This window comes from Pigmentiphaga sp. CHJ604, assembly GCF_036972535.1.
In the GTDB taxonomy this organism is placed as follows: Bacteria; Pseudomonadota; Gammaproteobacteria; order Burkholderiales; family Burkholderiaceae_B; genus Pigmentiphaga; species Pigmentiphaga daeguensis.
Genome location: NZ_CP136998.1, coordinates 3705619 through 3730854 on the forward strand (window position 1 = coordinate 3705619; position 25236 = coordinate 3730854).

Below are 25236 nucleotides of genomic sequence, written 5' to 3' on the forward strand. Positions count from 1 at the left end.
GGGCAAAGCGACAGGCTGGACGGGCACGGACATATCGGGTCGGATCCTAGACAGATGAATCAACTCGGGCGCGCGAGCCGCACGCCCCTATGTCCGTATAGACGCCCCCTGGGAAAAAGATGGAACAGAAACCCGCATGAATTTTTGGTGACAGGTCACCCCAGCATCACGACGTTCGCCACACGGCGAACGTGGGCGGCATAGAGTTGCTGGATAAGCGCGATGGCCTGGTCGGTGTCCTGGATGGTGAAGCGGCCACTGATGCGCTGGCGGGCCAGTTCGTCGTTCATCAGGATCACGCGGCCGCTGCGGTAGCGGTTGATCTCGGCCACGGCGTCGGTCAGCGGCGTATCGTGGAAGACGATGTATCCCTGGCGCCACCCCGAGGGCGCGGCGGGCTGGTCGCGCATGGCGGCAAGCGTACGGCCGGCGCCGTACGAAGCCGACTCGCGAGCGTTCAGGGTCAGGACGCCGTGGGCGTGGCGCACCTCGGCCCGGCCCTCGGTGCACAACACCCGGGTTTCCTCGTTGGCCAGATGCCTGACCTCCACGCATCCCGCCGCGAGCTGGATGCGTCCCGAGCCGGCCTGGATTTCGAGCGCGGCCTGGCCATCGCTGCGGATCTCGGCTTCGCCGGCGATCAGCTCGACCCGCAGGGGATCGGCCTGCCGCACCGAGACGCTGGTCTGGGTATTCAACAGCAGCTGTATGTGCGCGCTCAGGGCCACGCTGCGCTGCTCGCCCACGGCCGTGCGATAGTCCGCCCCCATCTCGGACCACGACGGCCACAGGCCCAGAGGGGGATTCACCATGCCCACCACGCCCGCGGCCGTGGCGACCGCGGCGCCGACGAACCATCGGCGGCCCGGCGAGGCTGGCCGCGCGATCCGCGCCGCCGGGATCCGGCACCGGACCGTCTGCAGGACGTCGCCCATTTCGCGCCATTCCGCGCTCGCCCGCCGCCACATCTGCGCATGCATGGCGCTTTGCGCGCACCAGCGGCGCAGGGCCTCGGCATCGGCGGTGGTCGGACGGCCGACGGCCAGCCGCCGCGCCCATGCACGCGCCTGCTGCAACACGACGTCGACGCCGTCCGCGCCGGGATCGTTCATAGGGTCTCCTGCCATCATGCCGTGGAGCCTGGTGTCCATGTTCGTTTTTCCTTCTTCTTATAGACGTTTGGAGACACGGATATGCGCACGCCTTTCTGCGGGATCTGACAATTTGTTGCCATCTCTGCCGGAACGGTCCGGGACGGCCGTCGGCGTTTCCTCCGCCATTTCCATATGACGCGCGCAGAATTCGTGCGCCGCCTGCAATTCCCGGCTGATCAGCCGCGTGGATACGCCCCAGCGCTGGGCCAGTTCCTTCAGCGTCAGACCGTCGACCCGCGCAGCGTAGAGCACGTCGCGCTGCCTGGCAGGCAGGGCGGCCAGGGCATCAGCCGCACGCCCCAGGTCGAAGCGGGCCTGCGCCACGCGCGACGGACCGGGCGCGGGGTCTGCCAGTTCGTACAGATCGGCCACTTCGTCGGCGCTCAGATAACGCTGGGTGCCGCGCAGCCTGTCGATCGCGGCATTGAAGGCGGTATGCAGCAGATAGGCCTGGGGGTGCCTGACCTCGTTCAAGCCCTCGCGGTCCGCCAACTGCACATAGGCATCGTGCAGCGCATCGCTCGCCAGCTCCGCCGACCCCAGGCGCCTGGCCAACTGCGCCTTGAGCGTTTCGTAGCGTTCGATAAACAGCCGCTTCAATTCGGCCAGGCCGCCGCCGGTCATGATGCGCAAGCCTTCAAGCGGCCGGCCTGCTGCGTCACCAGCAGCACGATGGGCTGGACCAGCGCCGGCGGCGGCTCGATGTCCAGCCGCGCCCCCTCCAGGCTGGCTTCGATGCGGGGCTCGAGTTCGGCATGTCCCTGGGCCGCGGCCTTGACCCGTTGCAGTTCGCCGGATCGGCTGACGTAGGCGCTGATCGCCAGCCGGTACCGGCCGATCGCCAGGCCGGCGTCGGCGCAAAGAATACTGGTGGCCACGCGCTGCACCCTGCCGTAGAAAGCGGCGTGAAGCGCGGCTGCTGCTTCGCCCTGCGTCGCGGTTGGCGCCGTCGGCTCGACCGGCACGATCACGAACGCCCCGGTCGAGGCGAACCTGGCCTGCATCCCGGTTCCCTGCAACAGGGCGGCCAAGGCGGCGTCGGGATCCAGGCTTCCATCGATGGCCGTCGACCGCAGGTGGGCCACCTGGCCGGCGTCGTAAAGCACCGACCGCCCGGTCGCCCGGCTATAGGCCTGCAACGCATCGTGCAAAGGCTGGCTGTCGATGACGAACGCGCCGGCGTCTCGTCCGGCTGCCGGCGCCGCAGCGGCGAGATTGACGAAGCCGCAGCAGAACGGCCCCAGGATCCAGGCAAGCAACATCATGCACACACGGACGTGCAGGCGACGGGCTGAGAGGCAGGCAACGGCAGGCAGGACATTCCACCCCAAACGCGGCAGTTCTTCAGGGGCCGCACGGCCGGACCGGACATGCGGCAAGGCCGCCGCATCGTAGCGGGCAGGCGTGACAACCGGATTACATTCGCGTTACCGCGCGGGCAACGGCCGGGCAACGCGAAGGCCGCCTAGCCCTTGGCCACAAAGCCGAGTTCCAGTTGCAGCACCATGGGCTGGCGCATGTCCGGCGGAGGCGGCTCGGACAAAGGCTGAGCAGTCAGCAGCGCGCGCAGGTCCTCGTCCGCCTGGGGCTGTCCCAGCGACGCGAACTCCAGCCGTTCGACCTTGCCCGCCTGCCCCACCCAGACGCGCACGATCAAGGGCGCCGGCGGCCCGGCCGGCCCCTCCTGCAACATGCGCTCCTGCATCCAGGCATGCAGCCGCTGGACCGCCTGGCTGTCGGGGTCGCTCAGCCAGGCCTGGAACTGGTTGCCGGTCATCTGCGCGTAGCTGATCCAGTGCTGCGGCACGGGTTGCGCCGGCGCCTGGGCCGTGGCGGGACCGCCCGCCGCCGTGGTCAGCCCCAGCCCCAGCGCGCCGGCAAGGCGGGCGAGGCGCTCCCGGACGCGGGCAAACGGGCTGCCGCGTCCGGGAGAGCGGGATCGATTCGAAGAAAAAGACCGTGCCATGTCGACTACGCACAAGAATGGGAAAACAGCGTCAACCGCACAAGCTACCTCTGGACGATTGCCGGAATATGTCGGCCGTGCCGCGCCTTCTATCCAGACGGAAACCTGCCGGCGCCCCCCGCTGTCACGAAAATTTCACACGACGAAGAGGAAAGCGAGGCGTCAGCGTTCCGCGCTCAGCAGGCGGCGCATGTAGCAGGCATCGGCGCCATAGCCGTCGAGCAGGCCGGGATCCGTCGCCACCGGCTCGAAGCCCAGCGCGGCCCAGTACGACCTGGCGGGCCCCAGCGATACCAGCGTCGCGCAGGCCAGGCCCGACGCACTCGCATGGCGCAGTCCTGCACTGACCAGGGCGCGGCCCACGCCCCGGCCGGAGGCGGCGGGCGCCACGGCGCAATCGTGCAGGAACCAGCTATGCGCGCCCGCGGGCAAGGCGCGCAGCGGGACATTGAGCTGCGGCGGCTCGCCCAGCGTCCAGGGATAGGACACCAGGTAGCCCAGCAACTCGCCGTCGCCACGCGCGATCCAGCAGGTGCGCGGCGACAGTTCGATGCGGTTCAGGAAGAAGCCCGCATCCTCGAGCAGGTCGAAGCCGGCATAGGCCTGGGCCTGCACCACCAGCACGGCCTCGACGTCGGCCGGCTGCATCGCCTGGACGGCGAATCCGGCCGGAAAACGGGGGGAGCCGGACATCAGATCCCCTGCGCGTGCACCTTCTCCACCGGCGATTGCAGCTTGTTCAGCGCCGACAGATAGGCCTTGGCCGCCGCCACGACGATGTCGGGATCGGCCCCCACGCCGTTGACGATGCGGCCGGAGCGGGACAGCCGCATGGTGACCTCGCCCTGCGACTCGGTGCCGGTGGTGATGGCGTTGACCGAGAACAGCAGCAGCTCGGCGTCGCTGCGGACATGGCTTTCGATGGCGTTCACCGTGGCATCGACGGGACCGTTGCCCTGCGCCTCGGCCACCACTTCCTTGCCATTTTCAGAGAACACCACGCGGGCGTGGGGCCGCTCGCCCGTTTCCGACCGCTGCGCGAGCGCGACGAAGCGGTAGGCGCCCTCCCCGGCTTCGCCCTGCTCGCCCGACACCAGCGCATGGATGTCTTCGTCGAAGATCTCGGACTTGCGGTCCGCCAGGTCCTTGAAACGCGCGAAGGCCTCGTTCACCGCCTGCTCGGAATCGAGCTCGATGCCGAGTTCCTGCAAGCGCTGCTTGAACGCGTTGCGCCCGGACAGCTTGCCCAGCACGATCTTGTTGGCCGCCCAGCCGACGTCCTCGGCACGCATGATCTCGTAGGTCTGGCGCGCCTTGAGCACGCCGTCCTGGTGGATGCCCGAGGCGTGCGCGAAGGCATTGGCGCCGACGATGGCCTTGTTCGGCTGCACGACGAAGCCCGTGATGCCCGACACCAGGCGCGAGGCCGGCATGATCTGCGTGGTGTCGATGCCCACGTCCAGGCCGAAGTAATCCTTGCGGGTCTTCACCGCCATCACCACTTCTTCCAGCGAACAGTTGCCGGCGCGCTCGCCCAGGGCGTTGATCGTGCACTCCACCTGGCGGGCGCCGCCGATCTTGATGCCGGCCAGCGAGTTGGCCACGGCCAGGCCCAGGTCGTCGTGGCAGTGGACCGACCAGACCGCCTTGTCGGAATTGGGAATGCGCTCGCGCAGCTTGCGGATGAACTCGCCGTATTGCTCGGGCACCGCGTAGCCGACGGTGTCGGCCACGTTGATGGTGGTGGCGCCTTCGGCGATCACCGCTTCCAGGACCCGGCACAGGAAATCCGGATCCGAGCGGCTGCCGTCCTCGGGCGAGAACTCGATGTTGTCCGTGTACTGGCGCGCGAAGCGCACCGCCAGCCGGGCCTGCTCGAAGACCTGGTCGGGCGTCATGCGCAGCTTCTTCTCCATGTGGAGCGCGCTGGTCGCGATGAAGGTGTGGATGCGCGCGCTGTTCGCGCCCCGCAGCGCATCGCCCGCGCGGGCGATGTCGCGGTCGTTGGCGCGCGCCAGCGAACAGACGGTGGAATCCTTGATGGCCAGCGCGATGGCCCGGACCGAGTCGAAATCGCCGTTGCTGGCCGCGGCGAACCCCGCCTCGATGATGTCCACGCGCAGCTTCTCGAGCTGCTTGGCGATGCGGACCTTTTCCTCGTGCGTCATCGACGCGCCGGGGCTCTGCTCGCCGTCGCGCAGCGTGGTATCGAAAACGATCAGTTTGTCGCTCATGGGTATCTCTCCTTCTGACAGAAGATTCTACCCCCCTCCCATCTTCCCCATGCCGCTTCGCCCGGTTCGATGCGGTGCCGCACGGCACGATGTGGCTAATTTGCGCAACCCACAAATGCGTGATGATGGGCGGCGGACGCCTGACGCAACATCACGAGGCAATCCAAGCCGCCCCTCGACGATGGAGACACGCATGACATCCCGCCCTTCCTCTGGCCTGCTACGCCGGATAGCCGGATTCCTCGGCCCCGTCTTTCTCCTTCTGCCCCCCGGGAAAGACGCTGACGTTCAAGCGCTCGATGGAAGTATCGTCGGTGAAGTGATCCGACCGGAAACAGAAACGGCCTTGCTTGCAGGCAAGGCCGTTCCTGTTTTCCGAAGGACGCCGCTCAAGGCCTGGGAAGGGGCCGCCGGCTCTTCCTCCACTTCATGCCCCACAGCACATAGCCGGACAGGCCGTAGATCACGAACAGCGCGAACAGCACGATGGGCGGATCGCTGGAGATGAAGACGAAGGCCAGCACCACCAGCAGGATGGTCCAGAACGGCACGCTGCGCCCCAGCGCGAACGACTTGCCGCTGAAGAAGGGCGCGTTCGACACCATGCTGACGCCCGCATAGACGGTCAGGCCGAAGGCCACCCAGGGCATCCACAGTTCGCGGATGGGCAGCTTGTTGTCGACCGCGAGCCAGACGAATCCCGCCACCAGCGCCGCCGCCGCCGGGCTGGGAAGCCCCTGGAAGAAGCGCTTGTCGACCACGCCGACATTGATGTTGAAACGGGCCAGCCGCAATGCCGCGCCGGCCACGTAGATGAAGGCCGCCAGCCAGCCCCACCGCCCCAGGCCGGTCAGGATCCATTCATACATGACCAGGGCCGGCGCGACGCCGAACGAGGTCATGTCGGACAGCGAATCGTACTGTTCGCCGAATGCCGATTGGGTATTGGTCAGGCGCGCGACGCGGCCGTCCATGCCGTCGAGCACCATCGCGACGAAGATGGCGATGGCCGCCGCCTCGAAGCGGTCGTTCATGGCCTGCACGATGGCATAGAAGCCGGCGAACAGCGCCGCCGTCGTGAATGCGTTGGGCAGCAGGTAGATGCCGCGATGGCGATGCTCCAGATCTTTCACGACTGGACTCCGCCGGAAGAGGGATGGTCGAGGTGCACCCACGTTGCAATGCCCCCCATGGAATAAGGAGAAAGAGTGGTTTTGAGCATGGGATGAAGGTTAACCGATGCCGTGCCGGCAGGCCAATTGCGCGGGACTGGCTGGGGAGCCGCCCACCAAGACCAATTTTCATGAAATGAACCAAATTGGTCCACTCCCTGCCGCAATGCCGGGACATGTTGAAACGTCATTAAATCCTGGATATCCCTGACTCTTCGGGTTACGTTCCGCCCCCGCTTCTATTGACTTGCAAAATGCCACGCTGCAAGATTGGTACAAATATAAAAACCATAAATGTACCAATTGGAGACAACATGGCCCACGTCGAATGGCAAGGCGGTACCGAACACTGGACGACCAAGGACGACATCCGCCTCTTCCTCTGGCAGAAGCCGGCCGCCGCGAACGTGCCGTTCGCCGGCACCATCCTTTTCGTACACGGTTCGTCCATGGCGTCGCAGCCCACCTTCGACCTGTCCGTCCCCGGCCGGCCGGACTCCTCCGTCATGGACTGGTTCGCGCGCCGGGGCTTCGATACCTGGTGCATGGACAACGAAGGCTACGGCCGTTCCGACAAGCATCGTCCCATCAACTTCGACATCGCCAACGGCGCCGACGACCTCGACGCGGGATCGCAATACATCCTGGCTCGCAACGGCGGCAAGCCGTTGTTCGTCTATGGCATATCGTCGGGCGCGCTGAAAGCGGCGCTTTTCGCCCAGCGACATCCCGAGCGCGTCGCCCGCCTCGCGCTCGATGCCTTCGTCTGGACCGGCGAAGGCAGCCCGACCCTGAAGGAACGGGCCAAGAAGCTGCCCGAGTTCCTGGCCAAGACGCGCCGCCCCATCGACCGTGCCTTCGTCCACAGCATCTTCAACCGCGACCACCCCGGCACCGCCGACGACGCCACCGTCGAGGCCTTCGCCGATGCCATCCTGACCCTGGACGACTCCATGCCCACGGGCACCTATGTGGACATGTGCTCGAAGCTGCCGCTGATCGACCCGCGTCGCCTGCATGTACCGACCCTGGTCATGCGCGGCGAGTACGACGGCATCGCCAGCTTCGACGACCTGATGCGTTTCTTCGAGCAGCTCCCCAACATGGACAAGCAGTTCACCGTCATGTCGGGCATCTCGCACGCCAGCTTCCAGCAGAAGAACTACCTGCGCGTCTATCACATCCTGCACGCTTTCCTCACGCTCCCCGAAGCCCGATACGGAGGTTGACTCCATGAAGCGCATCCACGGCATGGCATGGGCAGCGCCGCTGCTCGCACTTTCGCTGCATGCAGGGGCCGCCGAGACCTATCCGGAACGCCCGGTCAAGGTCATCGTTCCCTTCGAGCCCGGCGGTTTCACCGACGTCGTGGCGCGCGTCGTCGCCCAGCAGCTCGGCAGCGCGCTGGGCCAATCCTTCATCGTCGAGAACAAGCCCGGCGCGGGATCGACCATAGGCACGGACTTCGTGGCCAAGGCGGCTCCCGACGGCTACACCCTCGAGATCGTCTCGACCAACCACGTCACCAGCCATCGGCTGTACAAGAACCTGGACTACGACCCGATCAAGAGCTTCACGCCTATCTCCAAGCTGGCGGACAGCCCGTACGTGCTTTTCGTCAACACCAAGCTGCCCGTCCAGTCGGTACAGGAACTCATTGCACTGTCCAAGTCCAACGGTGCGCACCTGCGCTACGCCTCGTCCGGCAACGGCAGCACGCAGCACCTGATGGGAGCGCTGTTCCTGGCCAAGTCCGGCGCCAAGCTGGAACACGTTCCCTACCGTGGCAGCGGCGGCGCCATGAAGGACCTGGCCGCGGGTTTCGTGGAAACCAGCTTTGCCGCCGTGTCCAACGGCCTGCCCCACGTCAAGAGCGGCAAGATCAGGGCATTGGGCGTCACCAGCACGCGCCGCAACGCCCAGTTGCCGGACGTACCCAGCCTGGCTGAAGCGGGCGTCCCGGACTACGACGCAGTGGTATGGCTGGCGCTGCTGGGACCGGCGGGAATGCCCAAGGACATCGTCTCGCGCCTGAACGAGGCGGTGCGAACCGGGCTGTCCAGGCCCGAGGCGCGGGAAGCCCTGGCCGGGGCGGGCGTGGACGTGGCGGTGTCCACGCCGGAAGAACTGGCGCAATACATGGCGCAGGAGAACGCCATGTGGGGCGACGTCATCCGCGGACTGGAAATCCGGATCGATTGACCGCGCGGCTTCCAGTTGGGAGAACGCCACCGCGTGGCCGCGCGTCCACCGCTCGAACAAGCGAGCATGTCACAGGACGGCCTACTCTATCGCCAGCGGGCTGGCCCCATCGCCTGGGTGGGCAGTGGACGCTGCTCCGCGGCGGATGGATGCACGCCCCCGCCGCTGGCAGCCGGCTCAGGCGGCGTCGATGCGCACCTTGCCCGAGCGGACCAGCTCGGACACCGCCTTGACCTCCGCCAACAGGCTTTTCTCGAGCTCCGCGGGGGCGCCGCCGACGGGAATGAAGCCTTGCTCCACCAGCTTGCCGCGCACGTCGCCGTCGGCCAGCGCCTGGTTGATCGCGCGGTTGAGCCCGCCTATCGCCGCCGCCGGCGTGCCTGCAGCGACATAGGTGCCGAAGGCGATCTCGGCCACGAAGTCCGCGATGCCCGCCTCCGCCACGGTGGGCACGTCGGACAGGCGATCCAGCCGCTCGGCGCTGGTCACCGCCAGCGCGCGCAGGCGCCCGGACTTCACGTGCTGCTCGGCCGCCGCCACCGTCGCGAACACCAGCTGGATCTGGCCGCCCAGCAGGTCGGTCATCATCGGGCCCGTGCCGCGATACGGCACGTGCAGGATGTCGATGCCGACCTGGGAACGAAAACGCTCGGTCGCCAGGTGCTGCGGCGTGGCATTGCCCGGCGACCCGAAGGTCAGCGTGCCGGGCTTGCTCCTGGCCAGTTGCACGAACTCGCCCAGCGTCTTCGCCGGCACGCCGGGATTGACCGCGACCAGATAGGGCGACCGGGCGATCATGCACACCGGCGCCAGTTCGGCGCCGATCTGCGAGATCGGGCGGCTGTAGTAGCGCACGGAAGGCACCAGTCCCGAGAACAGCAGGGTGTTGCCGTCGCGGTCGGACTTCGCCACGTATTCGGCGCCGACGATGCCGCTGGCCCCGGGCTTGTTCTCGACCACGACCGGGCGGCCCAGCAGCTTTTCCAGCCGGTAGCCGATGGCCCGCCCCAGCACGTCCGTGCCGCCTCCGGGCGGGAATGGCACGACCACGTGCAGCGGTACGCTGCTTCCCGCACCTTGCGCGTATCCCTTCCCCAGGTATGCCGAGGACGCGAGCGCGGCCATCGCGCCCAGCATGTGTCTGCGTTGCATGTCTTGTCTCCTTGCTTGGTATGGTGCCGCCGTTCAGGCGGCCCGCCGCGTGCCACCCGACCCCAGGAATTCCCTGAGGGCCGCCGCGGCAGCCGTCACGCCCTCTACGGGCAACATGTGCTTCTGTCCCGGCACGATCCGCAGCGCGGCGTGAGGGATGGACCGCGCCAGCTCCTCCGCCATGCGGGGCGTGGACCCGGTGTCCTGGTCGCCCGTCATCACCAGCGTCGGACAGAGGATCTGCGGCGCCGCCTCGGGCAGGACGCCGTCGGCGCCCGCGAAGATGCGATAGGCCGCCAGGAAATCCTCGCGCCGGTTTGCCAGCAGCCGCTGCCGGATCGTTTCGACGCGGCCCGGCGCGGCCTCGACGAACGCCGGCGAGAACCAGCGCGCCACGGATGCCTGCGCGCTCGCCGCCCCGTCCCCGCCCTCGGCCTGCTCCAGCCGCGCCCGTACCGCCAGGCGCTCGGCCTCGGTACGGCGAAAGACGGTACTCATCAGCACCAGTTTCCCCACTTCGCCGGGATGGCGCGCGGCGAACCGCCCGGCAACCAGCCCGCCCATCGAATACCCCACCACGGCGGGCTGGCGCAACCCTTGCTCGCGCAGCACGTCGCCCAGCTGCGCCACGTACCGGTCCAGCCCGGCTTCGCCCGCCGGCAGCGGTGTGCCGCCATGCCCCAGCATGTCATAGCGGATCAGCTCGAACTCGTTCCCCAGCTCGCGCGCCAGTTCATCCCACATGCCCAGATCCAGGCCGACGCCGTGGACCAGGACGACGGGCGCCCCCGAGCCGCTGCGGACTACTCGGGTCGGCCAGGTCACGAGGCCTCCTTCCCGGCCGGGGCCAACCCCATCTCGCGCATGTCCTGGTAGCGGTCGCCGATGCGATGGTGCGGCCGCCCTCCCACGCTGGCGCCCAGCGCGACGACGACCTCGTCCGCCGCGGGCGCATCGGCAATGGTGGCCTGCACCGTCAGGTAGTGGGACCGCATCCCCTCGTCGTTCTTGTGCATCATCGGCACGACGATGGGACACCCCATCGGTCCGCGCGAGTTGGTGAAACTCAGATAGCTCGTGCCTCCCACCGCGTTCCGGTACTTGTTCCCGAACCGCAGCGTATGGATGAGCGCCGAGGCATGCTCGACCTCGCCGTCGGCACCGACCACGGCGGCCTTGCCGTAGCCCTCGACCCGCTCGCCGGAGCCCGTGTACTTCAGGATCTCCCCCACCAGCAGATCGCCCAGCGGCGGCGCGATGCGCAGGATCTCGGGTTGCAGGTCCTCGGTGTATGGCCGCCCCGCCCACGGATTCTTCAGGACCGCGGCGCTCAGCACCATCAGCAGGGGCCGTTCGGCCTTCCTGCCGCCCTCCACCCGCGTTTCCTCGACATACGAAACGACTTTGCGCACTTCCAGCGTCATGCGACCTCCTTCTTGTCCTGCGGATATGGTCGCCATGGCCCTGATTTTTGCCAAGCCAAATTTGTGGAAATAAAATTCGGAAAACCTGAATTTACGGACTGCCATGGACCCCTTCAAGATCCAGCACCTGAGGCAATTCGTGGCCGCCGTCGACAGCGGCAGCTTTCTCGCGGCGGCGCAGGCTACCTTCCGCTCCCAGGCCGCCGTCTCCGCCGCCATGGACGATCTGGAACGGCAGGTAGGCGCCCCGCTGTTCGAACCCGGCAAGCGGGCCCGGCCCACGCCGCTCGGCTGGAGCCTCCTGCCCCTGTTCCGCGAACTGCTGGCGATACACGACCGTGTCCGGCTGGAAGCCAACGAACTGGCGCAAGCACGCCACGGCTCGGTCTCGCTGGCGGTCATGCCCTCGCTGGCGGACGAATGGCTGCCCGACATCCTGGCCCGCTACACCCGCCAGTTCCCCCAGGTCCGCCTGCGCGCCATCGACATGCCTTCACAGGCCGTGCGCCAACTCGTGCTGAGCGGCGAAGTCGACATCGGCATCGCCGGCCTCCTGGCCGACGAACCCCGGCTGGACTTCCTGCCCATCGCGCGCGACGAATTCGGCATCATCTGCCCGCCCTCGCATCGCCTGGCCGGACGGCGCAAGCCGGTGGACTGGAACGAACTGCAGGGCGAACGCCTGATCGCCAATGCCACCTTCGAAGCCTTGCGCCACCCCGACATCCCGCCATGGGTGGCCACGCCCGGCATGACCGTCACCAACCGGACCTCGCTCATCGCCAGCGTGCGCTCGGGCCTGGGCATCACCATCCTTCCCACCCTGGCCCGCCCGGCACGCCGCCACAAACTGGCCTTCGTCCGCCTGCACCGCCCCGTCATCGCCCGCACCGTCGGCCTCGTCACCCGCCCCGGCCAAAGCCTCTCCCCCGCCGCCCGCCACATGCACGACCTGCTGGTCGACCTGATGCGCGAACTCGCCGCCGACAAAGGCGGCGAACTCCTCTCCTGACCGGCAAAAGAAAAACCCCCACGCAAGCGTGAGGGTTCCAGACCCAGGATGCGGTGGATCCAGCTCCGCCGGTCCACCCGCATCGCCCCCTGGGGGGCGCGCGTAAGCGCGTAGGGGGGGTCTAGTTCTTGCTCTGGTCGACCAGCTTGTTCTTGCGGATCCAGGGCATCATTTCGCGCAGCTTGCCACCGACCTGCTCGATGTCGTGCTCGGCCGTCAGGCGGCGGCGCGACTTCAGCGTCGGGGCGCCGGCCATGTTCTCCAGCAGGAAGCTCTTGGCGTATTCGCCGGTCTGGATGTCCTTCAGGACGGCGCGCATGGCGTTCTTGGTGTCCTCGGTCACGATGCGCGGGCCGGTGACGTACTCGCCGTATTCCGCGTTGTTCGAGATCGAGTAGTTCATGTTCGCGATGCCGCCTTCGTAGATCAGGTCGACGATCAGCTTGAGCTCGTGCAGGCACTCGAAGTAGGCCATCTCGGGCGCGTAGCCGGCTTCCACCAGCGTCTCGAAGCCGGCCTTGATCAGTTCGACGGTACCGCCGCACAGCACGGCCTGCTCGCCGAACAGGTCGGTTTCGGTTTCTTCGCGGAAGTTGGTCTCGATGATGCCGGCACGGCCGCCGCCGTTGGCCATGGCGTACGACAGGGCGATGTCGCGGGCGGCGCCGGACTTGTCCTGGTACACGGCCACCAGGTGGGGCACGCCGCCGCCCTGGCTGTAGGTGGAGCGCACGGTGTGGCCGGGGGCCTTGGGAGCGACCATGATGACGTCCACGTCCTCACGGGGCACGACGGCGCCGTAGTGGACGTTGAAGCCGTGGGCGAAGGCCAGCACGGCGCCCTTCTTCATGTTGGGGCCGACGTTCTCGGCGTAGACCTTGGCGATGTTCTCGTCGGGCAGCAGGATCATGACGACGTCGGCTTCCTTCACCGCCTCGTTCACTTCCTTGACCGTCAGGCCGGCGTTGGCGGCCTTGTCCCACGAAGCCCCGCCCTTGCGCAGGCCGACCACGACCTTGACGCCGGAGTCGTTCAGGTTCTGGGCATGGGCATGGCCTTGCGAGCCGTAGCCGATGATGGCGACGGTCTTGCCCTTGATCAGCGACAGATCACAATCTTTATCGTAGAAAACTTTCATGGATGCTCTCCAAAATTCAATCCAGAATCAATTCAAATTCAATCAAACACGTACCACCCCCACCTCGGCCCCGCGGGTGAACCCGAGAGACCAAGGGCACCGCGGATCCGGCTTTGCCGGTCCGCCAGTGCCGCCCCCTGGGGGGCGCGCGTCAGCGCGTAGGGGGGGACTACCAATCAGGGGGGTTAGATCTTCAATACCCGTTCGCCACGGCCGACGCCGCAACTGCCGGTGCGCACCGTTTCAAGGATGCTGGCGCGATCGAGCGCTTCGATGAACGCGTCGAGCTTGCCCTTGTCGCCGGTCAGCTCGACGGTGTAGCTCTTGTCGGTCACGTCGACGATATGGCCGCGGAAGATATCGACCATCCGCTTCATTTCCTCGCGCTCCTTGCCTACCGCGCGAACCTTGATCAGCATCAGTTCGCGTTCGATGTGGGGCGCCTCGGTCAGGTCCACCACCTTGACCACCTCGACCAGGCGGTTCAGGTGCTTGGTGATCTGCTCGATGACGTCGTCGGAGCCCGAGGTGACGATGGTCATGCGCGAAAGCGTGGCATCCTCGGTCGGGGCGACGGTCAGGGTCTCGATGTTGTAGCCGCGGGCCGAGAAAAGCCCGACCACCCGGGAAAGTGCACCGGCTTCGTTCTCCAGGAGCACGGATATGGCGTGTCTCATGTGCGCTCCTTACAGGTCTTCGGAACCGAGCAGCATCTCGGTCAGGCCCTTGCCGGCCTTCACCATGGGCCACACGTTTTCCGTGCGGTCCGTGATGATGTCCAGGAACACCAGGCGTTTCTTGTGCGTGGTGAAGGCTTCGCGCAGCGCGCCCTCGACGTCGCGGGGGCTTTCGATGCGCATGCCGACGTGGCCGTAGGCCTCGACCAGCTTGACGAAGTCAGGCAGCGAATCCATGTACGACTCGGCATAGCGCGAGCCGTAGTCGATCTGCTGCCACTGGCGCACCATGCCCAGGTACCGGTTGTTCAGGCACAGGATCTTGGGGCTGAGGTGGTACTGCTGGCAGGTCGACAGCTCCTGGATGTTCATCTGGATCGAGCCTTCGCCGGTGATGACGGCGATGTCGGCATCCGGATGCATCATCTGCACGCCCATGGCGTACGGCAGGCCCACGCCCATGGTGCCCAGGCCGCCGGAATTGACCCAGCGGCGCGGCTTGTTGAAGCGGTAGTACTGCGCGGCCCACATCTGGTGCTGGCCCACGTCCGAGGTCACGAAGGCCTCGCCGCGGGTGATCTCGCACAGCTTCTCGATCACGAACTGCGGCTTGATGACGTCATTGGAGGACTTGTACTTCAGGCACTCGCGTTCGCGCCAGGCGCCGATCTGCTTCCACCATCCCGCGATCTGCTCGGGATTGCGCCGGGTTTCCTTGAGCGAGGCCTCGACCTGCGCCAGGAAGTCCACCAGCACGTCCTTGACGTCGCCCACGATGGGCACGTCGACCTTGACGCGCTTGGAAATCGACGAGGGGTCGATGTCGATGTGGACGATCTTGCGGGCATTCTGCGCGAAATGCTTGGGATTGCCGATGACGCGGTCGTCGAAGCGGGCGCCGATGGCCACCAGCACGTCGCAGTGCTGCATCGCCATGTTGGCTTCGTAGGTGCCGTGCATGCCGGGCATCCCCACGAAGCGCCGGTCGTCCGCCGGGAACGCGCCCAGGCCCATCAGCGTGTTGGTGCAGGGCATGTCCAGCATCTGCACGAGCTTGGTCAGCTCGGGCGCGGCGTCGGACAGGATCACGCCGCCGCCGGTGTAGATCATGGGGCGCTCGGCCTGCAGCAGCAGCTGGACCGCCTTCTTGATCTGGCCCTGGTGCCCCTTCACGACGGGCGAGTAGGAACGCATCTTGATCTCGCCCGCCGGCGGGGTGTACTTCCCGCGGGCGATCGTGATGTCCTTGGGGATGTCGACCAGCACGGGGCCGGGACGGCCGGTGCGGGCGATGTAGAAGGCCTTGCGGATGACGTCCGCGAGGTCCTTGACGTCCTTGACCAGGAAGTTGTGCTTGACGCACGGCCGGGTGATGCCGACCGTGTCGGCTTCCTGGAAGGCATCCTGGCCGATGGCCGAGGTGGGCACCTGGCCGGTCAGCACCACCATGGGGATGGAGTCCATGTAGGCGGTGGCGATGCCGGTGACCGCGTTGGTCACGCCGGGACCGCTGGTGACCAGCGCCACGCCGACGCGGTTCGATACGCGCGAATACGCGTCCGCGGCGTGCACGGCTGCCTGCTCGTGACGCACCAGGATGTGCTTGAATCTGTCTTGCTTGAAGATCTCGTCGTAGATGTACAAGACCGAGCCGCCCGGATAGCCGAACACATGTTCGACCCCTTCGTCGGCCAGGGCGCGCACGACGATCTCTGCGCCTGTGAGTTCCATTGGATTTTCGTCCATTCAAGTTCGCGCTGACGCCCCGGGCGGTACTGCCTCAGGCAGGGAAACCAAACCTGCGCGGGCACCGGCAACATGCGGCGACGCTTCACGGTTCACGGAACCGTTCCACTCGCCCACCTTGCCGACCTCGCGCACGTTCACCGGAACGAGCACTGAAGGTTGAAACGGAAGGCCGGGACCGGACTGCCTTCGCCCTGGGGCTAAGGCCGCCACAACGCTTTTGGCGCGGGCCAGGCTTGGTTGACTGCACTGCATGACGCCGAAGGGTGCCTGGCGTCAGATGAAGCTCTCTGCCGTCGACTTTTGTAACGCTTTCGGCGAGCCCGCTAGGCTATCAGGAATGTTGCGATGCGGTCAAGGCTCACCGCAGCGACTGGGATTTTCCCCCGGGTCGCGGCCACGGGCGGACGGAGCCGGCCATGCTCGGTTATCGTAGCGCCCCATGAACGACACCCCTTCCGCCTCTCCCGCCCTCCAGGCCGCGCCGGGCCGCTGGCGCCGGTTCGCCTGCATGATGTATGAAGCCATCCTGCTGTTCGGGGTGGTGTTCGTGGCCGACTATCTGTTCGATACCCTGACCCAGAGCCGGCATGCGCTCATGCTGCGGCACGAGCGGCAGGCGTGGCTGTTCTGCGTCATCGGCGTCTATTTCGTGCTGTGCTGGCGGCTGGGTGGACAGACCCTGCCCATGAAGACCTGGCACATCCGGCTGATCGACGCCGGCGGCGGCCGCCCGCCGGTCTGGAAAGCCGTGCTGCGCTACGTCCTGGCCTGGCCCTTCACGCTGACCGGACTGGGTTTCGTCTGGACCTTCTTCGACCGCGACCGCCAGTTCCCCCACGATCGCATCGTCGGCACCCGGCTCGTCTCCACGCGGTGATCCGTCCCCGGCCAGGCGCCGGAAATCCGGCGCCTGGTGTTGCATTTTTCACGAAATCCCCGGCTTGCCGGCCACTGTTCAGCTATCTGTAAGCTTACGGCGCCTATCTTCCCTGGTCAACGAAGAATGCGAATCATTCTTCGTTAGAGTTTCATCTCATCTCACGAGGGCGGGGGCCAGACACCCCGCCCCGCATCCATGACGGGCCTCGCGCCCACCTTCGGGGGATTTCACGGTGATATCTACGAACCAGTTCCGGTTCAATACCCTGGCGGCCGCCATCAGCGCGCTCACGTTCGTGCCCGCCGCCCAGGCCCAGGCGCAGAGCACCAACTCGGCCGACGCGCCCCGCACCAGCGGCCAGCTCGCGCCCATCACGGTGCGCGGCGAGGCCGAATCGGCGTACAAGGCCGACCAGTCCGCCTCGCAGAAATTCACCGCGCCGCTGCTGGACACGCCCAAGAGCGTCACCGTCATCCCTCAGGAAATCATCGAGAACACCGCGTCCACCACGCTGACCGAAGCGCTGCGCCTGACACCGGGCATCTCGTTCGGGGCCGGTGAAGGCGGCAACCCGCTGGGCGACCGGCCTTTCATCCGCGGCTACGACGCGCAATCGAGCACGTACATCGACGGCATGCGCGATATCGGCGCCGTGACGCGTGAAGTCTTCAACCTCGAACAGATCGAGGTCATCAAGGGACCGGACGGCGCCTACGGCGGCCGCGGCGGCGCGGGCGGCAGCATCAACCTGATCACCAAGACCCCCAAGGCCGAGAAGTTCACCAATGCCACGCTGGGCCTGGGCACGGACAACTACAAGCGCGCCACGGTCGACGGCAACTGGTTGCTGGGCGACAGCATGGCCTTCCGCCTGAATGCCATGGCGCACGACGCCGACGTCGCAGGCCGCAACGGCGTGGACGTATCCCGCTGGGGTATCGCGCCGTCGTTTACCTGGGGCTTGAACACCCCCACCCGCGTCACCCTCAGCTATTCGCACATCCAGACCGACGATACGCCGGACTCCGGCATCCCGTTCATGTACGGCAACCGGGTCCCGGCCGGCGTGACGGCGATCCGCCCCGTCACCGTCAACATGGACAACTTCTACGGCCTGAAAAGCGACTTCTACAAGACCCGCTCGGACGTTGCCACCGCCCGCGTCGAACACGACATCAGCAGCAACCTCACGGTACGCAACACGCTGCGCTACACGTCCGTGGACCAGCGCTACGTGTGGACCAACCCCGATGACAGCCAGGGCAACGTGAACGACGGCCGCGTCTGGCGCAACGCGAAGTCCCGCACCGGCGGCGTGCACACCATCGCCAACCAGACCGAACTGTTCGGCAAGGCCAACCTGGGCGGCTACGAGCACAGCTTCAACACCGGCATCGAGATCTCGCGCGAGAAATCGGACACCGGCTCGTACACCGTCGCGCGCACGCTGCCGAGCCCCAACAATACCGGAGCCGCGACTTGCGCTGCGGGCGTGGGCGCGCCGTCCGGCTACAACTGCACGGACCTCTACAACCCCAACCCCAACGATCCGTGGAACGGCTCGACGGTCGAAGGCCAGCGCAACAATCACTTCAAGGCCACCACCTTCTCGGTCTACGGCTTCGACACCATCAAGTTGAGCGAGAAGTGGCTGACCAACCTCGGCGCGCGCGTGGACAACTACAAGACCGGCCTGGTCAGCCCGACCGCCGACGTGGGCCGCAGCGACACGCTGTTCAACTACCAGCTGGGCCTGATCTACAAGCCGGCCAAGAACGGCAGCGTCTACGTCTCGTACGGCACGTCGTCGACGCCGGCGAACTCCACCCTGGGCCAGGGCTCGGAATCCCAGGGCATCGTCCCGGGACGCAACGGCGTGGGCGTCAACGCCAAGGACATGGCTCCGGAGAAGAACCGTTCGCTGGAAGTCGGCACCAAGTGGAACGTGCTGGACAACCGCCTGGCGCTGTCCGGGGCGATCTTCCGCATCGACACCACCAACGCCCGCGTGACCCAGCCCGACGGCACCTACGCCATGGCCGGCAACCGCCGCATCAACGGCTTCGAAATCGGTGCCTCGGGCAACATCACCAAGGCCTGGCAAGTGTTCGGCGGCTACACGTTCCTGGACAGCGAAGTCCGCGACCTGGGCCGGGACACCGCCGCCGCCAGCGGCCAGGCGTTCCCCAACACGCCCAAGCACACGGCCACGCTGTGGACCACGTATGCCATCAACAGCGACTTCTCGATCGGCGGCGGCGTGTTCATCTCCAGCAAGCAATACGGTTCTAACGCGGCGGTGCGTCGCTACATCCCCGGCTACACCCGCTTCGACGCGATGGCGGCCTACCGGATCAACCGCAACGTCAGCCTGCAGCTGAACCTGATGAACCTGACCGACAAGCGCTACTTCACCACGACCTACTCGACCCACTACGCGTCGGTCGGCGCCGGCCGCGCCGCGATCCTGAACCTCAACTTGAAGTATTGACCCCCCCCTACGCGCTTACGCGCGCCCCCCAGGGGGCGGCACTGGCGGACCGGCAGAGCCGGATCCGCTGTGCCCTGGGGGACTAATAGGCTGGCGGGGGGCGGCTATTCTGCGTGTCCTGGTTGGCCTGTGGGAGGTGCCTTGCGTGAGTAAGGCGCCTCTTTTCTTTTCCGCCCTACCCCGCTCCATGTGAGCCACGCTTCGCGACGTTGCAGGCCGTGTCCGGGGGCGCGGGGCCGGATGGGGCGCATTGGAGCCGCCGGCGTTCAGGTGCTTGGCGGGGAAGCAAGGGCGCAGCTGTCTGAGCGCGGCAGTAGGCACAGTCCGGGGGACTGTGCCCGCCCGAGTTCTGCGCCCGCCCCGCCAAGCACCTGAACGCCGGGAAGTCCTGGCCAAAGGCCAGGACCGGCTCCGTTGCGCCCCATGCGGCCCCGCGCCTCCGGACACGGCCGTGTTTGGAACCCAAGTTCTTGATGCACAATCCCATGAGTCCCATCAACACCCTAAAAAACATGGAGCCCATCTCTCCACAGCAACTGAACGCCGCCACCGCCGACGACCTGGCCGAGATCCTGCGCGGCCCGCGCGAGCGCGCCGCGGCCTGGGTGCGGGCGGCGGCTGAAGGCGGTGTCGTCGAGGCGCAGGCGGTGTTCGGACAGATGCTGCTGGACGGCCAGGGCCTACCCGTCGATCGGAAACAGGCCGTGTACTGGTTCAAGCGTGCCGCCGACGCCGACCACCCCATGGCCATGAACATGCTCGGCCAATGCCACCACCACGGCTGGGGCGTGCCCGTCAACCTCGTGCTGGCGGCCTACTGGTACCGGCTGGCCGCGCAACAGGGGTTGGACTGGGGCATGTACAACTATGCGACCGCCCTGGCGCTGGGCGAGGGTGTTGCCGCGGACCGGGCGCAGGCGCTGGCGTGGTTCGAAAAGGCGGCGGCCTTGGGCCATGCCAAGTCGATCAATATCATCGGCGGCTTCCACGAGGACGGCTGGGAAGTGCCCGTCGACAGGCAACAGGCGTTCGAACACTACCGACGCGCGGCCGAGGGCGGCGACTTCCGCGGACAGTTCAACTATGCGCGCCTGCTGATCGAGCGTGGCCAGATCGACGCCGCGCTGCCCTGGCTGGATCGTGTGCCCGAGACCGCCACGGCGGCCTTTCTCGCCAAGGCCTGCGCTTTCCTGGAACAGGCGGCCGATGCGCGGGTACGCGCCAAGGCCGCCGAACTGGCCGCGCGCGCGGCCACGCGAGGTCCGGCCGCATGATGGCATGGGCCATGCGCGGGTTCACGCTCGGCGTGGCGATCCTGGTGGCCCTGACCTCCTGGGCGCTGTCGGCATGGCTGCCCTGGCCCGCGGCCCTGCTGACCGCGCTCCTGCTGGCCGTCGTCATCCACGCGGCGATCGTCGCCCTGGGCTTCGCGCTGGCCCGGCTGCTGACCGATCGCACCGGCCCCGCCGGCCCGCCCGGCTGGCTGGCCGCCATGCCCGAGGAAATCTACCTGTCCCTGCGCAACATGTACCTCGACATCCCGTGGCGGCACCGCTGGCCCATCCGCGTGCCGGCCCGCCCCCGGGGCGCCGTGCTGCTGGTGCACGGCTACGGCTGCAATCGGGGCATCTGGCGCGACTTCGATACCTGGCTGGCCGCGCGCGGCTGGATCGTCGCCGCGCTGGACCTGGAACCTCCGCGGGCCGGCATAGACGGATTCGGCGCGCAGGTGGCCGCCGAGGCCGCCGCGCTGGCGCTGCGCGCGGGCCACGAGCGCGTGACCGTGATCGCCCACAGCATGGGCGGCCTCGCGGCGCGGGCCGCGCTGCGCATCGCGCCCGACGCGCCCATCGGCCACGTCATCACGCTGGGCACGCCGCACCGGGGTACCTGGCACGCGCGCTTCGGACGCGGCTTGTGCGCGGCCCAGATGCTGCCCGACAGCCCGTGGCTGTGCGACCTGCAGACCGCCGAGACACCGGCCGTGGCCAGCCGCTGCACCTGCATCGCCTCGCACCACGACAACATCGTCTGCCCGGTCGACCGCGCCCTGCTGCCGGGTGCAGCGGCCTGTCTCGTGGTCGCCCGCGTCGGGCACATGGCCCTTGCCCATGACGCCGGTGTGCGGGCCTTCGTCGAAGAGCGCCTGGACGCCCTGCACGCTTCGGACACGGCGAAAAGCGACGCGGCCTGACAACGGTCCCGCACCGTCACAAACACGTCATCGCGGCATGTTTCCATTCATTCCATGGAAACATCCTCCCGGCCAGCGTGACGACATCGCCCCCCACCCAATGGCGCACCATCTGGATCTCGGATCTGCATCTGGGAACCGCCGGCTGCAACGCCAGCCACTTGCTGGACTTCCTCAAGCACAACGAGGCCGAGACCCTCTACCTGGTCGGCGACATCATCGACGGCTGGCAGCTTCGCAAAAGCTGGACCTGGCCGCAGGCCCACAACGACGTGGTGCAGAAAGTATTGCGCAAGGCGCGCAAGGGCACGCGGGTCATCTTCATTCCCGGCAACCACGATGAATTCGCCCGCCAGTTCATCGGCTACGCCTTCGGCGACATCCAGGTCCAGGAAGACGCGGTCCACGTCACGGCCGACGGCAAGCGCCTGTGGGTCACCCACGGCGACCAGTTCGACGGCGTGATCCAGCACAGCAAGTGGCTGGCCCACCTGGGCGATACGCTCTACACCTTCGCGCTATGGCTCAACCTGCACTTCAACCGCGTGCGCCGCCGGCTGGGGCTGCACTACTGGTCGCTGTCGCAATACCTGAAGCACAAGGTGAAGAACGCCGTGTCCTTCATCACCAACTTCGAGGACGTGCTGGTCAACGAGGCCAGGCGCCAGGGCTACGATGGCGTCGTGTGCGGCCACATCCACAAGCCGGAGATCCGGCATGTGGACGGGGTGCTGTACTGCAATGACGGGGATTGGGTGGAAAGCCTGTCGGCCCTGGTCGAGGACGAGCACGGCCAGTTGCGGCTCGTGTACTGGACCCACCTGACCGACGCGGGCGAGCCGGCGGCGGTGAAGTCCAAGCGGCGCCGGCCGCTGGAGCTGCCTGCGCTTCCTTCGGCGCTGGCGCCCCGGCCCGCTTCCCAGCCGGCGCGCGAAAGCTCGCAGACCGAGACGGCCGACGTCTGAGCCGCCCGGGCGCGGCGGCTAGCGCCGGCGTCCCAGCACGATCACCGCGGCGCCGACCACGATGGCGGCCACGCCGGCCCAGGTGGGAATGGGAACCGTCTTACGGGTATCGGCCGTGGCCTCGACCGGACCGACCTTGAGCAGCGTTTCTTCCGACGTGTACGAAAAACTCTTGTAGCCCAGCGCGACCACGCCCAGCACGATCAGCAGCAGGCCGATGATGACGGATGCCTTCATATCTCCCCCTTCGGTGATGTGACGGCATCAAGATAACCGATGCCCGGCCGCCACGGTGGAGCGGCTAGCAATTCCTTACCTCTGGCCGCCCGCTTCCCCTGCCCTTGTCGATATGGCGGCTATTCGCCCCGGATCGGTGCAAAACTTTTATAATTAGTAATCGTTTTCATTTTCTTCTACCAACCGAGCACATGGCTATCCGCCTCTCCGAGCTACCTTATGGCCATGACGCCGCCGTCAACGCCGTCGAAGACGCCGCCCCGGCGGACCCCATCGCCGTGCGCCTGCGCGACCTGGGCTTCGTGGCGGGCGAGCGCGTGCGCATCGTGGCGCGCGGCCCGATCGGAGCCGACCCCCTGCTGATCCAGATCGGTTTCACCCGTTTCGCCCTGCGCCGCTCCGAAGCCGCGCGGGTCCTGGTCGAACCGCTCGCCTCCTGAATCCCGATGTCCACCACTACCTTGTCCAATCTGCGCGTTGCCCTGGTCGGCAACCCGAACTGCGGAAAGACCGCCCTGTTCAACCTGCTGACGGGCAGCCGCCAGAAGGTGGCCAACTACGCCGGCGTCACCGTCGAGCGCAAGGAGGGCCGGCTGGTCACGCCCTCGGGCCTGCAGGTCAGCGTGCTGGACCTGCCCGGCGCCTACAGCCTGCATGCCACGAGCCCGGACGAAGCCATCACCCGCGACGTCTGCATGGGCAACTTCGCCGGCGAGCGCCGTCCGGACCTGCTGGTGGCCGTGGTGGACGCGACCAACCTGCGCCTGCACCTGCACTTCGTGCTGGAACTGCAGCGGCTCGGGCTGCCCATGGTCCTGGCGCTCAACATGGTGGACGCCGCCGCCAAGCGCGGCATCCGGATCGACCGCGACAAGCTCCAGCAGGCGCTGGGCATCCCCATCGTCGAAACCATCGCGATCAAGCGCGACGGCGCGGCGCAGCTGCTGGCGCGCATCGACGGCGACATGCCCGCCGCGCCGCCCGCGCTGCCCGCCGGCACCGACCTGCACCAGGCGGTCAACGGGCTGCTGAGCGAGGCCGTGTCGATGCCGCGGCGCACCGCCGCCATCGACGACGCCATCGACCGCTGGGTCCTGCACCCCGTGCTGGGGCTGGTCACGCTGGCCATCGTCATGTTCCTGATGTTCCAGGCCGTGTTCTCGTGGGCCGAGCCGCTCATGGACCTGATCGAGACGTCGGTCTCGTCCCTGGGCGCCTGGGTGGGCCAGACGCTGCCCGAAGGCATGCTCAACAGCCTGCTGGTGGACGGCATCATCGCCGGCGCCGGCAGCGTGCTGGTGTTCCTGCCGCAGATCCTGTTCCTGTTCTTCTTCATCCTGCTGCTGGAAGAGTCGGGCTATCTGCCGCGCGCCGCCTTCCTGCTGGACCGCATGATGGTGGGCGCCGGCCTGACCGGCCGCTCCTTCATCCCGCTGCTGTCGAGCTTCGCCTGCGCGATTCCGGGCATCATGGCCACGCGCACCATCCAGGACCCGCGCGACCGGCTGGCCACCATCCTGGTCGCGCCGCTGATGACCTGCTCGGCGCGCCTGCCGGTCTACACGCTGCTGATCGGCGCCTTCATTCCCAGCCGGACGGTGCTCGGCATCTTCAACCTCCAGGGCGTCACGCTGTTCGCGCTGTACGTGGCCGGCATCGTCAGCGCCCTGGTGGTGTCCTGGGTCATGAAGCTGCTGCGCCGCGACGCCACGGAACATTCGCTGCTGCTGGAACTGCCCTCCTACCGCATCCCCAACCTGCGCGACGTGGCCACCGGGCTGGTCGAGCGGGCACGCATCTTCCTGGCGCGCGTGGGCGGCATCATCATGGCGCTGACCGTGCTGATCTGGTTCCTGTCCAGCTTCCCCGGCCCGCCCGAGGGCGCCACCGGCCCGGCCATCGAGTACAGCTTCGCCGGCCGCATCGGGGAAGCCCTGCAGACCGTGTTCGCGCCCATCGGCTTCAACTGGCAGATATCGATCGCGCTGATCCCCGGCCTGGCCGCGCGGGAAGTCGCGGTGGGCGCGCTGGCCACGGTGTACGCGCTGTCGGCCGCCGACGACGACGCGGCCTCGACCATGCTGACGCCGCTGATCGCCGCCCAATGGCCGCTGGCGACCGCGTTCTCGCTGCTGGCCTGGTTCATCTTCGCGCCGCAATGCCTGTCGACGCTGGCCGTGATCCGGCGCGAAACGAATTCCTGGAAGGTGGTCGCGCTGACCGCGGGCTACCTGTTCGGGCTGGCTTACATCGCATCCTTCATCACCTACCAGGTGACGAGGCTGCTGACCTGATTTCCGGGAGGCTTCCGTGAGCGCCTATTCCCTGTTCGAAATGACGCTGGTGGCGCTGATCGTCGCCGCCTGCGTGATCAAGGCCTTCGGCCGGTTCGCGCCCAAGACGCGCATGCGCATGCAGTCCTGGCTCGCGCGCCGCATGGACCGTCCGGGCCAGGCCGCCTGGGTGCGGAAGCTGGGCAGGAGCCTGGGCGCCGCGACGCCCGATGCGGGATGCGGCAGCGGCTGCGGAACATGCGGAACCTGCGGCCCCGGCGAAACCAAGACCATCCAGGTCCACGCCAGGAAATAA

The 25236-nt window shown here is 67.1% G+C and carries 25 protein-coding genes; 11 read left to right on the forward strand and 14 right to left on the reverse strand.

The genetic code is table 11. The annotated features are described in order from the left end of the window. Positions 1-155: 155 nt before the first annotated feature. The 7 genes from R4823_RS17820 to pssA all read right to left on the reverse strand — a co-directional run bounded on the left by R4823_RS17820 (position 156) and on the right by pssA (position 6487). A complete protein-coding gene (locus R4823_RS17820) occupies positions 156-1151 on the reverse strand; it encodes a FecR domain-containing protein (RefSeq protein WP_338615644.1) in 996 nt (331 codons plus the stop codon). Positions 1152-1169: 18 nt separating this feature from the next. Then, entirely contained in the window at positions 1170-1778 is a 609-nt protein-coding gene (locus R4823_RS17825; RefSeq protein ID WP_338619191.1) for a sigma-70 family RNA polymerase sigma factor, read from the reverse strand. Further along, positions 1775-2419, reverse strand: coding sequence for an STN domain-containing protein (locus R4823_RS17830; RefSeq protein ID WP_087841366.1), 645 nt, complete (start codon positions 2417-2419; stop codon positions 1775-1777). The genes R4823_RS17825 and R4823_RS17830 overlap by 4 nt, the downstream gene beginning before the upstream one ends. Before the next feature lie 200 nt (positions 2420-2619). After that, complete coding sequence (locus R4823_RS17835; protein ID WP_279817337.1) at positions 2620-3120, reverse strand: YbaB/EbfC family DNA-binding protein; 501 nt, start codon at positions 3118-3120, stop codon at positions 2620-2622. 162 nt (positions 3121-3282) lie between these two features. Then, complete coding sequence (locus R4823_RS17840) at positions 3283-3813, reverse strand: GNAT family N-acetyltransferase (protein ID WP_338615646.1); 531 nt, start codon at positions 3811-3813, stop codon at positions 3283-3285. Continuing rightward, positions 3813-5354 carry a 2-isopropylmalate synthase gene (locus R4823_RS17845; RefSeq protein ID WP_279817340.1) on the reverse strand — a complete coding sequence of 514 codons (1542 nt, stop codon included), beginning with the start codon at positions 5352-5354 and terminating at the stop codon, positions 3813-3815. Before R4823_RS17845 ends, R4823_RS17840 begins: the two co-directional genes overlap by 1 nt. 389 nt (positions 5355-5743) lie before the next feature. After that, positions 5744-6487 (reverse strand): CDP-diacylglycerol--serine O-phosphatidyltransferase, encoded by a 744-nt coding sequence (pssA, locus tag R4823_RS17850; protein ID WP_087841369.1) that lies wholly within the window; start codon positions 6485-6487, stop codon positions 5744-5746. A gap of 353 nt (positions 6488-6840) precedes the next feature. Between pssA and R4823_RS17855 the strand changes: the two genes are divergently transcribed. Both R4823_RS17855 and R4823_RS17860 read left to right on the forward strand, forming a co-directional pair. Beyond that, complete coding sequence (locus R4823_RS17855) at positions 6841-7755, forward strand: alpha/beta fold hydrolase (RefSeq protein WP_087841370.1); 915 nt, start codon at positions 6841-6843, stop codon at positions 7753-7755. A 4-nt stretch (positions 7756-7759) separates the two neighbouring features. Beyond that, a complete protein-coding gene (locus tag R4823_RS17860; protein ID WP_087841371.1) occupies positions 7760-8728 on the forward strand; it encodes a tripartite tricarboxylate transporter substrate binding protein in 969 nt (322 codons plus the stop codon). 177 nt (positions 8729-8905) lie between these two features. Here R4823_RS17860 and R4823_RS17865 read toward each other — a convergent pair whose 3' ends face one another. From R4823_RS17865 to R4823_RS17875, 3 genes are read right to left on the reverse strand one after another with little or no spacing between them, the layout of a single operon-like run. After that, on the reverse strand, positions 8906-9880 hold the full coding sequence (locus R4823_RS17865; RefSeq protein WP_338615648.1) for a tripartite tricarboxylate transporter substrate binding protein: 975 nt from the start codon (positions 9878-9880) through the stop codon (positions 8906-8908). A 33-nt stretch (positions 9881-9913) separates the two neighbouring features. After that, positions 9914-10705 (reverse strand): alpha/beta fold hydrolase, encoded by a 792-nt coding sequence (locus R4823_RS17870; RefSeq protein WP_132980069.1) that lies wholly within the window; start codon positions 10703-10705, stop codon positions 9914-9916. Further along, positions 10702-11304, reverse strand: a complete 603-nt coding sequence (locus tag R4823_RS17875; RefSeq protein ID WP_087841374.1) for an amino acid synthesis family protein — start codon at positions 11302-11304, stop codon at positions 10702-10704. Before R4823_RS17875 ends, R4823_RS17870 begins: the two co-directional genes overlap by 4 nt. A 103-nt stretch (positions 11305-11407) precedes the next feature. Here R4823_RS17875 and R4823_RS17880 point away from each other — a divergent pair, with 103 nt between their 5' ends. Further along, entirely contained in the window at positions 11408-12316 is a 909-nt protein-coding gene (locus tag R4823_RS17880) for a LysR family transcriptional regulator (RefSeq protein ID WP_338615649.1), read from the forward strand. Positions 12317-12437: 121 nt separating this feature from the next. On the opposite strand, the gene ilvC is transcribed toward R4823_RS17880, so the two are convergent. From ilvC to R4823_RS17895, 3 genes are all read right to left on the reverse strand, one after another. Then, positions 12438-13454, reverse strand: a complete 1017-nt coding sequence (gene ilvC / locus R4823_RS17885; protein ID WP_338615651.1) for a ketol-acid reductoisomerase — start codon at positions 13452-13454, stop codon at positions 12438-12440. Between the two features lie 185 nt (positions 13455-13639). Then, the gene (gene ilvN / locus R4823_RS17890; RefSeq protein ID WP_087841377.1) at positions 13640-14131 is read right to left on the reverse strand and encodes an acetolactate synthase small subunit; all 492 of its coding nucleotides are present in this window, start codon (positions 14129-14131) and stop codon (positions 13640-13642) included. 9 nt (positions 14132-14140) lie between these two features. Next, positions 14141-15862, reverse strand: a complete 1722-nt coding sequence (locus R4823_RS17895) for an acetolactate synthase 3 catalytic subunit (RefSeq protein WP_132980068.1) — start codon at positions 15860-15862, stop codon at positions 14141-14143. Between the two features lie 457 nt (positions 15863-16319). Here R4823_RS17895 and R4823_RS17900 point away from each other — a divergent pair, with 457 nt between their 5' ends. The 5 genes from R4823_RS17900 to R4823_RS17920 all read left to right on the forward strand — a co-directional run bounded on the left by R4823_RS17900 (position 16320) and on the right by R4823_RS17920 (position 22410). Then, positions 16320-16757: an RDD family protein gene (locus R4823_RS17900; protein ID WP_087841379.1), complete on the forward strand. Its 438-nt coding sequence runs from the start codon at positions 16320-16322 to the stop codon at positions 16755-16757. Between the two features lie 235 nt (positions 16758-16992). Beyond that, positions 16993-19251 (forward strand): TonB-dependent siderophore receptor, encoded by a 2259-nt coding sequence (locus tag R4823_RS17905; RefSeq protein WP_338615657.1) that lies wholly within the window; start codon positions 16993-16995, stop codon positions 19249-19251. 512 nt (positions 19252-19763) lie between these two features. Next, entirely contained in the window at positions 19764-20525 is a 762-nt protein-coding gene (locus tag R4823_RS17910) for a tetratricopeptide repeat protein (protein WP_087841380.1), read from the forward strand. Next, a complete protein-coding gene (locus tag R4823_RS17915; protein ID WP_338615659.1) occupies positions 20522-21445 on the forward strand; it encodes an alpha/beta fold hydrolase in 924 nt (307 codons plus the stop codon). The genes R4823_RS17910 and R4823_RS17915 overlap by 4 nt, the downstream gene beginning before the upstream one ends. Before the next feature lie 77 nt (positions 21446-21522). Then, on the forward strand, positions 21523-22410 hold the full coding sequence (locus R4823_RS17920) for a UDP-2,3-diacylglucosamine diphosphatase (protein WP_338615661.1): 888 nt from the start codon (positions 21523-21525) through the stop codon (positions 22408-22410). 18 nt (positions 22411-22428) lie between these two features. Here R4823_RS17920 and R4823_RS17925 read toward each other — a convergent pair whose 3' ends face one another. Beyond that, entirely contained in the window at positions 22429-22647 is a 219-nt protein-coding gene (locus tag R4823_RS17925) for a hypothetical protein (RefSeq protein WP_087841383.1), read from the reverse strand. Between the two features lie 197 nt (positions 22648-22844). Between R4823_RS17925 and R4823_RS17930 the strand changes: the two genes are divergently transcribed. From R4823_RS17930 to R4823_RS17940, 3 genes are read left to right on the forward strand one after another with little or no spacing between them, the layout of a single operon-like run. Beyond that, the gene (locus R4823_RS17930; protein WP_087841524.1) at positions 22845-23087 is read left to right on the forward strand and encodes a FeoA family protein; all 243 of its coding nucleotides are present in this window, start codon (positions 22845-22847) and stop codon (positions 23085-23087) included. 6 nt (positions 23088-23093) lie between these two features. After that, positions 23094-24941, forward strand: a complete 1848-nt coding sequence (gene feoB / locus R4823_RS17935) for a ferrous iron transport protein B (protein ID WP_338615662.1) — start codon at positions 23094-23096, stop codon at positions 24939-24941. Positions 24942-24957: 16 nt separating this feature from the next. After that, positions 24958-25236, forward strand: coding sequence for a DUF6587 family protein (locus R4823_RS17940; RefSeq protein WP_087841385.1), 279 nt, complete (start codon positions 24958-24960; stop codon positions 25234-25236).

Bases quoted from the DNA above. Each gene is read 5' to 3' on its own strand.
- R4823_RS17860 (WP_087841371.1), top strand. From the start codon at position 7,760: ATGAAGCGCATCCACGGCATGGCATGGGCAGCGCCGCTGCTCGCACTT.
- R4823_RS17855 (WP_087841370.1), top strand. From the start codon at position 6,841: ATGGCCCACGTCGAATGGCAAGGCGGTACCGAACACTGGACGACCAAG.
- ilvC (WP_338615651.1), bottom strand. From the start codon at position 13,454: ATGAAAGTTTTCTACGATAAAGATTGTGATCTGTCGCTGATCAAGGGC.
- R4823_RS17880 (WP_338615649.1), top strand. From the start codon at position 11,408: ATGGACCCCTTCAAGATCCAGCACCTGAGGCAATTCGTGGCCGCCGTC.
- R4823_RS17830 (WP_087841366.1), bottom strand. From the start codon at position 2,419: ATGATGTTGCTTGCCTGGATCCTGGGGCCGTTCTGCTGCGGCTTCGTC.
- R4823_RS17895 (WP_132980068.1), bottom strand. From the start codon at position 15,862: ATGGAACTCACAGGCGCAGAGATCGTCGTGCGCGCCCTGGCCGACGAA.
- R4823_RS17875 (WP_087841374.1), bottom strand. From the start codon at position 11,304: ATGACGCTGGAAGTGCGCAAAGTCGTTTCGTATGTCGAGGAAACGCGG.
- R4823_RS17835 (WP_279817337.1), bottom strand. From the start codon at position 3,120: ATGGCACGGTCTTTTTCTTCGAATCGATCCCGCTCTCCCGGACGCGGC.
- R4823_RS17865 (WP_338615648.1), bottom strand. From the start codon at position 9,880: ATGCAACGCAGACACATGCTGGGCGCGATGGCCGCGCTCGCGTCCTCG.
- R4823_RS17915 (WP_338615659.1), top strand. From the start codon at position 20,522: ATGATGGCATGGGCCATGCGCGGGTTCACGCTCGGCGTGGCGATCCTG.
- R4823_RS17900 (WP_087841379.1), top strand. From the start codon at position 16,320: ATGAACGACACCCCTTCCGCCTCTCCCGCCCTCCAGGCCGCGCCGGGC.
- R4823_RS17845 (WP_279817340.1), bottom strand. From the start codon at position 5,354: ATGAGCGACAAACTGATCGTTTTCGATACCACGCTGCGCGACGGCGAG.
- R4823_RS17910 (WP_087841380.1), top strand. From the start codon at position 19,764: ATGGAGCCCATCTCTCCACAGCAACTGAACGCCGCCACCGCCGACGAC.
- R4823_RS17840 (WP_338615646.1), bottom strand. From the start codon at position 3,813: ATGTCCGGCTCCCCCCGTTTTCCGGCCGGATTCGCCGTCCAGGCGATG.
- feoB (WP_338615662.1), top strand. From the start codon at position 23,094: ATGTCCACCACTACCTTGTCCAATCTGCGCGTTGCCCTGGTCGGCAAC.
- R4823_RS17925 (WP_087841383.1), bottom strand. From the start codon at position 22,647: ATGAAGGCATCCGTCATCATCGGCCTGCTGCTGATCGTGCTGGGCGTG.
- R4823_RS17825 (WP_338619191.1), bottom strand. From the start codon at position 1,778: ATGACCGGCGGCGGCCTGGCCGAATTGAAGCGGCTGTTTATCGAACGC.
- R4823_RS17820 (WP_338615644.1), bottom strand. From the start codon at position 1,151: ATGGACACCAGGCTCCACGGCATGATGGCAGGAGACCCTATGAACGAT.
- ilvN (WP_087841377.1), bottom strand. From the start codon at position 14,131: ATGAGACACGCCATATCCGTGCTCCTGGAGAACGAAGCCGGTGCACTT.